The sequence below is a fragment of the Serratia inhibens genome (assembly GCF_003591175.1).
Taxonomy (GTDB): domain Bacteria; phylum Pseudomonadota; class Gammaproteobacteria; order Enterobacterales; family Enterobacteriaceae; genus Serratia; species Serratia inhibens.
In genome coordinates this window covers 26,816-39,514 of sequence record NZ_QYYG01000010.1, presented here as the reverse complement: position 1 = coordinate 39,514, position 12,699 = coordinate 26,816, and the positions used below count along the sequence as shown (strand labels likewise).

At 58.7% G+C, this 12,699-nt stretch carries 9 protein-coding genes; 3 read left to right on the top strand and 6 right to left on the bottom strand.

The annotated features are described in order from the left end of the window. Window positions 1-10: 10 nt before the first annotated feature. The 6 genes from folK to thpR form a co-directional block, all read right to left on the bottom strand. Entirely contained in the window at window positions 11-511 is a 501-nt protein-coding gene (gene folK, locus D4100_RS22345; RefSeq protein WP_004947882.1) for a 2-amino-4-hydroxy-6-hydroxymethyldihydropteridine diphosphokinase, read from the bottom strand. Continuing rightward, window positions 511-2,064, bottom strand: coding sequence for a polynucleotide adenylyltransferase PcnB (gene pcnB / locus D4100_RS22340; protein ID WP_071919926.1), 1,554 nt, complete (start codon window positions 2,062-2,064; stop codon window positions 511-513). Before pcnB ends, folK begins: the two co-directional genes overlap by 1 nt. A 61-nt stretch (window positions 2,065-2,125) precedes the next feature. Further along, the gene (gluQRS, locus tag D4100_RS22335) at window positions 2,126-3,025 is read right to left on the bottom strand and encodes a tRNA glutamyl-Q(34) synthetase GluQRS (RefSeq protein WP_006321066.1); all 900 of its coding nucleotides are present in this window, start codon (window positions 3,023-3,025) and stop codon (window positions 2,126-2,128) included. A gap of 196 nt (window positions 3,026-3,221) precedes the next feature. Then, a complete protein-coding gene (gene dksA / locus D4100_RS22330; RefSeq protein WP_006321065.1) occupies window positions 3,222-3,677 on the bottom strand; it encodes an RNA polymerase-binding protein DksA in 456 nt (151 codons plus the stop codon). Between the two features lie 182 nt (window positions 3,678-3,859). Further along, window positions 3,860-4,567, bottom strand: coding sequence for a DNA/RNA nuclease SfsA (gene sfsA, locus D4100_RS22320; protein ID WP_006321063.1), 708 nt, complete (start codon window positions 4,565-4,567; stop codon window positions 3,860-3,862). Beyond that, a complete protein-coding gene (gene thpR, locus D4100_RS22315; RefSeq protein WP_006321061.1) occupies window positions 4,564-5,106 on the bottom strand; it encodes an RNA 2',3'-cyclic phosphodiesterase in 543 nt (180 codons plus the stop codon). Before thpR ends, sfsA begins: the two co-directional genes overlap by 4 nt. Window positions 5,107-5,162: 56 nt before the next feature. Between thpR and hrpB the strand changes: the two genes are divergently transcribed. The 3 genes from hrpB (at window position 5,163) to fhuA (ending at window position 12,680) form a co-directional block, all read left to right on the top strand. After that, window positions 5,163-7,625 carry an ATP-dependent helicase HrpB gene (hrpB, locus tag D4100_RS22310; RefSeq protein ID WP_244941692.1) on the top strand — a complete coding sequence of 821 codons (2,463 nt, stop codon included), beginning with the start codon at window positions 5,163-5,165 and terminating at the stop codon, window positions 7,623-7,625. Between the two features lie 99 nt (window positions 7,626-7,724). Next, window positions 7,725-10,238: a bifunctional glycosyl transferase/transpeptidase gene (gene mrcB / locus D4100_RS22305; protein ID WP_006321059.1), complete on the top strand. Its 2,514-nt coding sequence runs from the start codon at window positions 7,725-7,727 to the stop codon at window positions 10,236-10,238. A 246-nt stretch (window positions 10,239-10,484) separates the two neighbouring features. Continuing rightward, on the top strand, window positions 10,485-12,680 hold the full coding sequence (fhuA, locus tag D4100_RS22300; RefSeq protein ID WP_119805272.1) for a ferrichrome porin FhuA: 2,196 nt from the start codon (window positions 10,485-10,487) through the stop codon (window positions 12,678-12,680). Window positions 12,681-12,699 lie beyond the last annotated feature (19 nt).

Below are 12,699 nucleotides of genomic sequence, written 5' to 3'. Positions count from 1 at the left end.
TGCGCCCGATTCAGGCTTTTTGCTTGGGCTGATGCCACAGTTCCATGCCGTTCTCCGGCACGCGTTTCAGGCAACTGGCCAGCGACTCACCGTCCGGGAACACCAACTCGGGGGCGATTTCCGCCAGCGGGTAGAGCATGAACTCGCGTTCTTTCAGGCCGTAGTGCGGCACTGTCAGGCGATCGGTATGAATAACCTGCTCGCCATACAGCATGATGTCCAGATCCAGGGTGCGCGGGCCCCAGCGCTCATCTTTGCGCACGCGGCCCTGATTGCGTTCTATCGCTTGGGTATGATCGAGCAGTTGTTCGGCGGGCAGCAAGGTATCCAGCGCCACCACCGCATTGAGAAAGTCCGGCTGGTTCTGCGGCCCCAGCGGCTTGGTGCGGTAAAACGACGAACAGAGGATCAACCGGGTGCGCGGAAGATGCTCCAGCGCCTCCAGTGCGGCTTTCACCTGTTGCAGCGGTTGCGCCAGATTACTGCCCAGCGCGATATAAACGCGGATCATTATGCTCCTTCTTTACGCGGCGTCCGGCGGCGAGGGCGACGCTGACGCGCGCGGCGTGGCGCGGGGTCGTCACCCAAAGTGCTCAACATGGTTTTCTGACGCGCCGGCGTGGCTTCCTGGAACTCACCCCACCATTCGGTCAGACGCAGCATTTCCTGGTTTTCTTCCACTTCGGCGCGCAGCGCCAGCAGATCGTAAGCGGCGCGGAATTTCGGGTGTTCCATCAGCTTGTGCGCACGCTTGCCCTGCCGGCGAGACAGGCGCAGCTGCAATTGCCAGATATCGCGAACCAGCGTGGTGATGCGTTTCGGGATCGCCAGTGAACGACACTGTTCGTCCAGCACGTCATTCATCGCCAGCGCGAAGGCGTCGTAATACGCCAGCCCGCTCTCCTGCGCCAGTTTCTGCGCATGTTCCAGCAGCGGATACCAAAGCATAGCAGCAAACAGGAACGCCGGATTGACGCGCATGTCGTTCTGCAGCCGATAATCGGTGTTCTTCAGCACCTGCACCAAAATACGTTCCATCGGCGTGTCGTGGGTAGGCGTAAAGTGGCGTGCTATCTGTGGGAACAGCGGCTGGAACAGCTGGTATTCGCACAGCTTCAAATAGGTTGGATAACCGTAACCCGCCTGCAGGAGCTTGAGTGATTCCTCAAACAGACGCGCCGGCGGGATCTCATGCAGCAACGAAGCCAGGCGTGGGATAGGCTCGGCGGTTTCGTCACTGATGCTCATGTCCAGCTTGGCGGCAAAGCGCACCGCGCGCAGCATGCGCACCGGATCTTCGCGGTAGCGGGTTTCCGGATCGCCGATCAGGCGAATCACGCCCTGCTGCAGGTCACGCATACCGTCGACGTAATCGCGCAGGGTGAAGTCCGCCACGCCGTAATACAGGCTGTTGATGGTGAAGTCGCGGCGCTGAGCATCTTCTTCAATCGAACCGAAGATGTTATCGCGCAGCAGCATGCCGTTTTGGGCTTGCTGGGACGAATTTTTGTCAGATTCCGGCGTTTGCTGCTCGTGGTGGCCGCGGAAGGTGGCAACCTCAATGATTTCCGGCCCGAACATCACGTGCGCCAGACGGAAACGGCGGCCGACCAGGCGACAGTTGCGGAACAGCTTGCGCACCTGGTCCGGCGTGGCGTTGGTGGTGATGTCGAAATCTTTCGGCTTTTTGCCGAGCAACAGGTCACGCACGCCGCCACCGACCAGATAGGCTTCGTAGCCGGATTTGTTCAGGCGGTACAATACCTTCAGCGCATTCTCGCTGATGTCTTTGCGTGAGATTGAATGCTGATCTCGTGGGATCACGGTCATGGGGCCGGTACCCTCTGCTGCGGGAAAAGGAGGGCGCTTACGCGGTGTCGGCCGGCGGGCAGGGGTTTCTCTGCCGCTTTCGGTACGCCGATGTTGTTGCGGCGCGGCAGGCTGTTCAGCGGCCACGCTTTCTTCGCGGACTACGTTTTTATCGCTGACCGGCGCATCATCGCGGGGCAGCTTGTCATCGCGGATTAGTACCTTACGGCAGAAATTGGCTACTCGGGTAAAAATGGTACACCTCGATAGTGACTGATAAAAATGGAGCTAACAAAAAATAGCGGCTAATCATAGCTCACCATGGCTCCTTTGAGAATGCCGATGTGTTTTCATCCACCTGGCGCGGCACATTTTCTAACGTCCAGTGTGCTATAGCCCAGCTCAATAATAACGACAGGTCAAGATCTTGCCAGCTTTCCGGCAGCGGTTGACGCAGAAATTTCAGCGCGGCGATCAACACCGGGCGCGGATCGCCTTCGGGCAGCGCGGGCGCATGATTTTGCTTCGACAACTTGATGCCGTTTGCACCCAGAGCCAGCGGCAGATGCACATAGGCGGGGACCGGCGCCTGCAACTGATGATACAGCGCAATCTGGCGCACCGTCGGTTCAATCAGATCGGCGCCGCGCACGATTTCGGTCACGCCCTGGAAATGGTCGTCAACCACCACTGCCAAATTATAGGCAAACAACCCATCGCGTCGGCGAATGATAAAATCTTCCCGCGCCAGAGCCGGATCGGCCCGCAACTCGCCCTGAAGGCGATCGTGAAAGGCGTAAACCGGTGCGGATTGACGTAAACGGATAGCGGCGCCTTGCGGGCCAAGATGCAAATCACGGCAGTGGCCGTCATACAGACCGCCAATTTGCTGGATACGACTGCGGGTGCAATTGCAGAAATAGCTAAGCCCCTGTTGTTGCAGCTGATCCAGGGTTGCGCGGTAGGCTTCGTGACGTTGGGACTGATAGATGACCTGGCCGTCCCAGAGGAGACCATAACGTTCCAGTGCGGATAAGATACGGACGGCCGCACCGGCGACTTCGCGCGGGGGGTCAATATCTTCAATGCGAACCAGCCACTGCCCGCGTTGGGCACGAGCCTGGAGGTAGCTTCCCAGAGCGGCAATCAGCGAGCCGAAATGCAGATCTCCGGAAGGCGATGGGGCAAAGCGCCCCACATAATGACTTTCTTGCATATCAGAGGGGAAACTTTCCCTTTTCTCTGTGCGGCGCACATTGGAGCGTGCGCCACAGCGGTAACATACTCGTTATGCTTGAAACTGCATCTGTGTTGGCTGCGCCTGCTTACCCAAATCACTTGACTTCTGTAAGCTCATCGGGATGCACATTCTTGCCGCCGTGATGCAGTTCCAATCATTTAGAGTAACTGTATTAGCCGGCCATCTGCTTTTCGCGGATTTCTGCCAGGGTCTTGCAGTCGATGCACAAATCGGCAGTCGGACGCGCTTCAAGGCGACGAATGCCAATCTCCACGCCGCAGGATTCGCAGTAGCCGAAATCTTCGTCTTCTACTTTCTTCAGCGTTTTCTCGATCTTTTTGATCAGTTTGCGTTCACGGTCGCGGTTACGCAGTTCAAGGCTGAACTCTTCTTCCTGCGCGGCACGATCTACCGGATCCGGGAAGTTGGCCGCTTCGTCTTGCATATGCGATACAGTACGGTCCACTTCGTCCCTGAGCTGGTTGCGCCACGCTTCAAGAATAAGCTTGAAATGCTTCAACTGGGCGACGTTCATGTACTCTTCGCCCGGCTTCTCTTGGTACGGCTCCACCCCAGCGATGGCGAGAATGCTCAAGGACGAGGTTTTACGGGTTTGCCCTTCTTGCATGTTGCTTCTCCTACATACACACGCACTATCGAATCCCCAATGCGGGGGAAAAACAGGCCGCTATAAATAACAGATGGAAGGTAGGTTGGCAATTATTCCTGTCGCCTGCTTGACAATGGTGTGAAGGAAGGCGTATTTGGCGACGCGATGACCGGTTGTTGAATTATTGGTGCCCGGTGTCGCTAATCGATAAAAAACGGTAACTTATCGCAGAGAGATATACCGTCAGGTGATAATTTAGCCCCATAACAAACAACTTCTACTCCCAACTGCCGAACCTGTGCCAACAGTGCCGCATAACGCTCATCTATATGATGTGCCGGTGCGACCTGTCCGATTCCGCTATGTAACACGGCAAAAAACAAAACCGCCCGCTGCCCACTTTCAACCACACTGAGCAACTCACGCAGGTGCTTTTGTCCTCTGAGCGTTACCGCATCAGGGAAGTAACCACGTTGTTGTTGCAGTAATGTGACTGACTTAACTTCAATATAGCAGTTAACCCTATTTTCTGCCTGTAATAACAAATCGATACGGCTGTTTTCACTGCCATATTTTACTTCGCCGATGATTTTACTGTAACCGGATAATTCGTTGATTAAATTCTGTTCAATGGCTTCGCGCACCAATCCGTTGGCGCGCAGGGTGTTGACGCAGATCCAATCCCCTTGTTGGGTGTGCGTCAGCTCCCAGCTGTGGGCGTATTTGCGCTTGGCGTTATCCGAAGTGGAATACCAAACGGTATCGCCCGGGGTGGCGCAACCGGTCATGGCACCCGTGTTGGCGCAGTGCAGGGTGAAGGTTTCGCCTTCTGGGGTTATCACGTCGGCCAGAAAACGTTTGTAACGTTTAATCAGCGTGGCGCAACGCAGCGGTGGGGTGAAAATCATGGGGTATCCTGATGGGCTAAAGGCCATTGTTCAAGCGGGTGATAACGCGTGCGGCCGTTTTCAAATACCGACTGGTACAGGGCGAAGGCGTCAGCGCTGAAGGTCCAGCCCGGCGTTGCGGGCGGTACGGCTACCGGCTGCGTCGCAGAGCGCAGCAGGGTGATGTGCGGATGAAACGGCATCGGGCTTTGGTAGCAGCCGCTGCGGGCCGCCTGCGATCGCAACAATTCGGCAAGCTGCAGAACCCCTCGCGGCGCGCGGCGCGTACCAAGCCACACCACGCCAGGACGCGGCCAGTGGCCAAGATCGTCCAGCACCATGCTGAAGCCGGGTTGGCTAATGCGACCGGCCAACTTTTTCAGCGCCGTTTCCTTTTGCGCGCTGACGTCACCGAGAAACGCCAGCGTCAGGTGCAGGTTAGCCGCGGCGACTGGCCGACCTGCTTCGGGCGTGAAAGCTTCGGCGCGCCAGCGGATCACCTGTTGCTGTAACGCATCAGGCAAGGTCAGGGCGAAAAACAGGCGGCGCGAACTGGACATAGATACCCGGCAAGTGAATGAAACGCAGAGTCTAATGCTACAATGTGCGCCGCCCAATGTTAACCACCACGGAGAGTTCTGTGTCTTCACTGCCCGTCAGTGCGGTTCTTGATGAATTGCTCACTGCGTTGCAATCCGCCCCGCAGGTGTTGCTGCACGCGCCCACCGGCGCCGGTAAATCGACCTGGTTGCCGCTGCAGATCCTGGCTAAAGCCGGGCTGCCGGGCCGCATCATCATGCTGGAGCCGCGCCGGTTGGCGGCGAAAAACGTGGCGTATCGGTTGGCGCAACAGTTGGGAGAAGAGCCGGGCCAGACCGTGGGTTACCGCATGCGCGCCGAAAGCAAAAGCGGGCCGCATACCCGGCTGGAAGTGGTAACCGAAGGCATTCTCACCCGTATGCTGCAGCAGGACGCCGAGCTGCAGGGCGTCTCGCTGGTGATCCTCGATGAATTCCATGAACGCAGCCTGCAGGCCGATCTGGCGTTGGCGCTGTTGCTGGACGTGCAACAGGGGCTGCGAGACGATCTCAAACTGCTGATTATGTCGGCGACGCTGGATAATGCCCGTATGACGCAGCTGCTGCCGCAAGCGCCGGTGGTGGTGTCCGAGGGACGCAGCTTCCCGGTTGAACGCCAATATCAGCCATTGGCCAGTCATCAACGGCTGGAGGACGGTGTGGCGGCGGCAGTGAAACGTCTGCTGTCCGAACAGGGCGGATCGCTGCTGCTGTTCCTGCCCGGCGTGGCGGAAATCAATCGGGTGCTGGAGCGGTTGAACGGTGAAGTGGCGGCCGATACCGACCTGTGCCCGCTGTATGGCGCCTTGCCGCTGGCACAGCAGCAAAAAGCGATTCAACCGTCGCCGGCCGGGCGCCGCAAGGTGGTGCTGGCGACCAATATTGCAGAAACCAGCCTGACCATCGAAGGCATTCGGCTGGTGGTGGACAGCGGGTTGGAACGCGTGGCGCGTTATGACGTGCGTAACGGCCTGACGCGGCTGGTGACGCAGCGCATCAGCCAGGCGTCGATGATCCAGCGCGCCGGCCGTGCCGGGCGCTTGGAGCCGGGTATTTGCTGGCACCTGTTTGCCAAAGAGCAGGCTGAACGCGCAGCGGAACACGCCGAACCTGAAATCCTGCAAAGCGATCTCGCCGGTTTTTGGCTGGAGTTGTTGCAGTGGGGCTGCCATGACGTTGGGCAACTGACCTGGCTCGATCGGCCGCCGGAAACGGCACTGGCAGCGGCAAAAAGGCTGCTGCTGCGTCTCGGCGCCACCGACGAAGCCGATAAATTAACCGCACGAGGCCGGCAGATGGCTATGCTGGGCTGTGAGCCCCGGCTGGCGGCGATGCTGACCTACGGCACAGAGCAGGGAGCGGATGGATTGGCGACAGCTGCCGCGCTGGCGGCGTTGCTGGAAGAGCCACCACGCAGCGGACAGATGGATATCGGCTACTGGCTGAGCCGTCCGCAGCCGAATTGGCAGCGCCGTGCCGCCCAGTTAGCGCGGCGTTTGCCGCCGCGCAGCGGGCAGATTGACGTCGAGATGGCTCCGCGCCTGCTGGCGTTGGCGTTTACCGATCGCATCGCCCAGCGGCGCGGTCAGGATGGCCGTTACCTGCTGGCCAATGGCATGGGGGCGGCGATGAATCAGGATGAGGCGTTGTCGCGTGCGGCCTGGCTGATCGCGCCAAGCCTGCTGCAGGGCCACAACAGTCCCGATGCGCGCATTCTGCTGGCGCTGCCGGTGGAGATTGATGCATTGGCGGCGCAACTGCCGGCGATCGTTTCCCAGCAGACCGCGGTGGAGTGGGATGAAGAAAAGGGTACGTTGCGCGCCTGGAAGCGCCAGCAGATTGGCCGTCTGACGCTGCGGGCGCAGCCGTTGGCCAAACCGGCCGACGAAGAGTTGCAACTGGCGCTGCTCAATTGGGTACGCGCTCAGGGTATCGCGGTGCTCAACTGGGATCCCGCCGCCGAACAGCTGCGTCTGCGTTTGCAGTGCGCGCAAAACTGGTTGCCGGAAGCCGCCTGGCCGCCTGTCGATGACGAGTCGCTGCTGGATCGGCTGGAGCAATGGTTGCTGCCTTCCCTGAGCGGCGTACGCGATATGCGCGGGCTGAAGCAGGTCAATATCGCCGAAGCCCTTGCGCGCCTGCTGGACTGGCAGCAAAAGCAGCGGCTGGATAATGCGTTGCCCACTCATTACACTGTGCCGACCGGCAGCCGTTTGCCGATTCGCTATGATGCCGGCAAATCGCCGGCGCTGGCGGTGCGTTTACAGGAAGTGTTCGGTGAACAGCGTAGCCCAATGCTGGCCGAGGGTCGCATCCCGGTGGTGCTTGAGTTACTCTCACCGGCACACCGGCCGCTGCAAATCACCGGCGATTTGGCGGCGTTTTGGCAAGGCGCCTACCGGGAAGTGCAGAAAGAGATGAAAGGGCGCTACCCGAAGCACGTGTGGCCGGATGATCCGGCGAATACCGCCCCCACGCGGCGCACGAAAAAATATCAGTAAATGAATTCAGATGTTTCTTCTGTTCAGCGGCCTGGCGTCGGGACAGATTAAGCGACTAATAATGGCCGGCAGTGCCGCCAAGTCTGGAGAATGACAGCAATGGCTGGGGATGACCGCGAGCCCATCGGGCGCAAAGGGAAACAACCGAAACGCACCGCGTCGGGCAAGCCGCCGCGCCGTCGCCGAGACGACGATTATGATGATTACGAGGAAGACGATCAGCAAGATGATGAATATGAAGACGAGGAGGAAAGCGTGCCGCGTAAGGTAAAAGCGACTCCGCCGCGTAAAAAACGCCGTTGGCTTGGCCTGCTTATCAAACTGATTCTGGTGGTCGCGGTTCTGTTGGCGATCTACGGCGTGTACCTGGATTCGCAGATCCGCAGCCGCATTGACGGCAAGGTCTGGCAGTTGCCGGCGGCGGTCTATGGCCGCATGGTCAACCTGGAACCGGGCATGCCGTACAGCAAGAAGGAAATGGTCGATCTGCTGGAGGGCATGCAATACCGTCAGGTTAGCCGCATGACCCGTCCGGGCGAATTTACCGTGCAGGCCAACAGCATCGAGATGCTGCGCCGCCCGTTTGACTTCCCGGATGGTAAAGAGGGGCAGATCCACGCCCGCCTGGATTTCCAGAACAACCGTTTGGCGAAAATCGAGAACATGGAGAACCAACGTAACTTCGGGTTCTTCCGTCTCGATCCGCGCCTGATCACCATGCTGCAGTCACCGAACGGCGAACAGCGTCTGTTCGTGCCGCGCGCCGGTTTCCCGGACCTGCTGGTGGATACGCTGATTGCCACCGAAGACCGTCATTTCTACGAGCATGACGGCATCAGCCCGTACTCCATCGGCCGAGCGGTGCTGGCGAACCTGACCGCCGGGCGCGCGGTGCAGGGCGGCAGTACTCTGACGCAGCAGTTGGTGAAGAACCTGTTCCTGACCAACGAACGCTCGCTATGGCGTAAGGCCAACGAAGCCTATATGGCGCTGCTGGTAGATTACCGTTACAGCAAGGACCGTATTCTTGAGCTGTATCTGAACGAGGTGTACCTCGGTCAGAGCGGCAGCGACCAGATCCGCGGTTTCCCGTTGGCCAGCCTGTATTACTTCGGCCGTCCGGTGGATGAACTGAGCCTGGATCAGCAAGCGTTGCTGGTGGGGATGGTGAAAGGTGCGTCGCTGTATAACCCTTGGCGCAACCCGACGCTGGCGCTGGAGCGCCGTAACCTGGTGCTCAAGCTGTTGCAAAACCAGGGGGTGATCGACGCCGAGCTGTACAACATGCTCAGCGCAAGGCCACTGGGCGTGCAGCCGAAAGGTGGGGTGATCACGCCGCAGCCGGCGTTTATGCAGATGGTGCGTCAGGAACTGCAGGCCAAGCTGGGCGACAAGGTGAACGACCTGTCCGGAGTGAAAATCTTCACTACGCTGGATCCGGTTTCTCAGGATGCGGCGGAAAAAGCGGTCGAAGACGGCATTCCGGCGCTGCGTGCCGCCCGCCACGTAAAAGATCTGGAAGCGGCGATGGTGATTGTCGATCGCTTCAGCGGTGAGGTGCGCGCCATGGTCGGCGGTGCCAATCCGCAGTTCGCCGGTTTTAACCGTGCGATGCAGGCGCGTCGCTTGGTCGGGTCGCTGGCCAAGCCGCCAACCTACCTGACCGCGCTTTCCGAGCCGGACAAATACCGCCTGAATACCTGGCTGGCGGACCAGCCGCTGTCGCTGAAACAACCGAATGGCAGCCTGTGGCAGCCGAACAACTACGACCGCAAATTCCGCGGGCAGGTGATGCTGGTGGATGGCCTGGCCTTCTCGCTCAACGTGCCGACGGTGAATCTGGGTATGGCGGTCGGACTGGATCAAATCAGTGCCACTCTGCAGCGCCTGGGTATTCCGAAAGCGGAAATCAATCCGGTGCCTTCGATGCTGCTGGGGGCGATTGGCCTGACGCCGATGGAAGTGGCGCAGGAATACCAAACCATCGCCAGCGGCGGCAACCGTGCGCCGCTGTCTGCGGTGCGTTCGGTGATCGCGGAAGACGGTGCGGTGCTGTACCAGAGCTTCCCGCAGGCGGAACGCATGGTACCGGCTCAGGCTGCTTACCTGACGTTGTACGCCATGCAACAGGGCGTAGCGCGCGGGACCTCACGTTCTCTGTCGGTGAAGTTCCCCAACTACAATCTGGCGGCGAAAACCGGTACCACCAACGATCTGCGCGACAGCTGGTTTGCCGGTATCGACGGTAAAGAAGTGGCTATCGCCTGGGTTGGCCGTGATAACAACGGCCCGGCCAAGCTGACCGGTGCCAACGGTGCGCTGACTCTCTATCGCCGTTACCTGGAAAACCAGACGCCGCTGCCGCTGATGCTGCAGCCGCCGGAAGGTATCAACCAGATTGGCATCGACTCCGGCGGTAACTTTGTCTGTGGCGGCGGTGGGCGTAGCATCCCGGTGTGGACTGATAATCCGCAAGGGTTGTGCCAGGCAAGCCAGGCTGCTCAGCAGCAGCAACAACAGCAACAACAGCAACAGCAGCAACAGGCGGGTGAGCAAAAAGACGGCGACGGCGTCGCCGGCTGGATCAAGGACATGTTCGGTCAAGGGCAGTAAGTTGGCGACCGACTAATCCCCGTGGTAGAAAAGTTTTTTGTTGCAGGCCCGTAACGTCAGTTGCGGGCTTTTTTATTTTTGCTCGCTTTATTTCCATTCAGTTAATGCGACTAAACGGTGAATCCCCACCTATTTACTGGCTGAATTCGACTTGCAGTTTAATTTGGCTTCTGCATAAAATGCGTCGCTTATAATAATTATTATCGTTTACATTCGTTATCAAATAATTCATCAGAGAAACCACCTATGCCGACCAAGCGTCCAACTTCATCACGAGCCATGAAGGGCCGTTCTCCCGTTAGTGGGTTAGCGATCACTATCGCTGCCGCGTTGGGTACGCTGGCGATGCCGGCATTTTCTGCCGAAGCCAATCCGCCAGACAGGGAAGACACCCTTACCGTGGTGGGCAGCAGCCAGCCGCAACAGGAAAGCGCCTGGGGGCCGGTCGGCACCTACGTGGCCAAGCACAGCGCCACCGGTACCAAAACCGATACGCCGATTGAAAAGAATCCGCAGTCGGTTTCCGTGGTCACGCGTGAAGAGATGGACATGCGCCAGCCGGATACGGTGAAAGGCGCGTTGGCTTATGCGCCAGGGGTTTATGCCAGCCGTGGCAGCTCCACCACCTATGATTCGGTGGCCATTCGCGGTTTCCCGGCGGTGAATACCAACCAGTATCTGGACGGCCTGCGCCTGCAGGGCGACAACTATACCGAAGCTTCGGTCGATCCTTATTTCCTCGAGCGAGCGGAACTGCTGCGCGGCCCGGTATCGGTGCTGTACGGCAAGAGCAGTCCGGGTGGGCTGGTGGCGCTGGTCAGCAAGCGGCCAACCACCGAACCGCTGCATGAAATCCAGTTCAAAATGGGCACCGACAATCTGTTCCAGACCGGCTTTGACTTCAGCGATGTGCTGGATGATAACGGCGTCTATTCCTACCGTTTGACCGGCCTGGCGAAAGACAGCGATGCGCAGCAGAACATGGCGAAAGAGAAGCGCTATGCGATTGCGCCGTCATTCAGTTGGCGGCCGGATGACAGGACCAACTTTACGCTGTTGGCCAATATCCAAAACGATCCCTATACCGGCTTCTACGGCTGGTTGCCGAAGCAGGGCACGCTGATCCCGCTGCCGGATGGCAGCAAGCTGCCAACCAGTTTCAACGATGGTGAAGCAAGCAATTACTTTGCGCGCAAGCAGCGTATGATCGGCTATAGCTTCGAACATGCGTTCAACGATACCTGGGCGGTGCGCCAGAACCTGCGTTACATGCAGCTGGAAAGCGACATGAAGAGCATCTATGGCAGCGGCGTTAGCGCGACGGCTCCGACCTCGCTGAACCGCGCCTATGTGCAGTCGAAGGAGCATCTGAACAGTTTCTCGGTGGATACGCAGGCGCAGGCAAGGCTGAAAACCGGCGATGTCGACCATACCCTGCTGTTTGGCGTCGACTATTCGCGCATGCGCAATGACATCAACTCCGGCTTCGGTTCTGCAAGCAGCCTGAGCATGACCGATCCGCAATACGGCAACGACGACACCACCGTCACCTTCCCGTATAACTATCTGAACCGTCAGGAACAGACTGGCTTGTACGTGCAGGAGCAGGGCGAGTGGAACCAATGGTTGCTGACGCTGGGCGGCCGTTATGACTGGGCCAAAACCTCGGCCAATAACCGCATCGATAATTACACCAACGAACGCTCGGACGGCCAGTTCACCTGGCGCGGCGGTCTGAACTATCTGTTCGATAACGGTATCACGCCGTATTTCAGCTACAGCGAGTCATTTGAACCGACGCTGGACACCTCCGCGAACGGGCAGACGTTTATCCCGTCGATTGGCAAACAGTATGAAGCCGGCGTGAAATACGTGCCGAAGGATCGTCCTGTTGTTCTGACCGGGGCACTGTACCAGCTGACCAAAAACAACAACCTGACGCCGGACCCGGATAACGCACAGTTCAGCGTTCAGAGCGGCGAGATCCGTTCGCGCGGCGTAGAGCTGGAGGCCAAGGCGGCGTTGAATGCCAACGTCAACCTGATCGCTTCCTACACCTACACCGACGCGAAATACACCAGGGACAACACTTATCAGGGCAAGCCAACCACCGAGATCCCTAAACATATGGCCTCGCTGTGGGCGGACTACAGCTTCCACGAAACGCTAGTCAGCGGTCTGACTCTGGGTTCCGGCGTGCGCTATGTGGGTTCCAGCTCATCCTTTAACAGTGACAACAGCACCTTTAAAGTACCGGATTACACGTTGGTGGATGCGACCATCAAATACGATCTGGCGCGTTTTGGTCTGCCGGGCTCGTCAGTTGGCGTCAATATCAACAACCTGTTTGACAAGACTTACGTTTCAAGCTGCTATCGCGACTACGCCTGCTATTGGGGCGCAGAACGTCAGGTGGTCGCCACCGCAACCTTCCGCTTCTAACCGGATAATCGGGGCGGCG

What these genes read in the sequence shown, in the direction of transcription:
- gluQRS (WP_006321066.1), bottom strand. Translation starts at nt 3,025, where the DNA reads ATGCAAGAAAGTCATTATGTGGGGCGCTTTGCCCCATCGCCTTCCGGA.
- fhuA (WP_119805272.1), top strand. Translation starts at nt 10,485, where the DNA reads ATGCCGACCAAGCGTCCAACTTCATCACGAGCCATGAAGGGCCGTTCT.
- hrpB (WP_244941692.1), top strand. Translation starts at nt 5,163, where the DNA reads ATGTTAACCACCACGGAGAGTTCTGTGTCTTCACTGCCCGTCAGTGCG.
- folK (WP_004947882.1), bottom strand. Translation starts at nt 511, where the DNA reads ATGATCCGCGTTTATATCGCGCTGGGCAGTAATCTGGCGCAACCGCTG.
- mrcB (WP_006321059.1), top strand. Translation starts at nt 7,725, where the DNA reads ATGGCTGGGGATGACCGCGAGCCCATCGGGCGCAAAGGGAAACAACCG.
- dksA (WP_006321065.1), bottom strand. Translation starts at nt 3,677, where the DNA reads ATGCAAGAAGGGCAAACCCGTAAAACCTCGTCCTTGAGCATTCTCGCC.
- sfsA (WP_006321063.1), bottom strand. Translation starts at nt 4,567, where the DNA reads ATGATTTTCACCCCACCGCTGCGTTGCGCCACGCTGATTAAACGTTAC.
- thpR (WP_006321061.1), bottom strand. Translation starts at nt 5,106, where the DNA reads ATGTCCAGTTCGCGCCGCCTGTTTTTCGCCCTGACCTTGCCTGATGCG.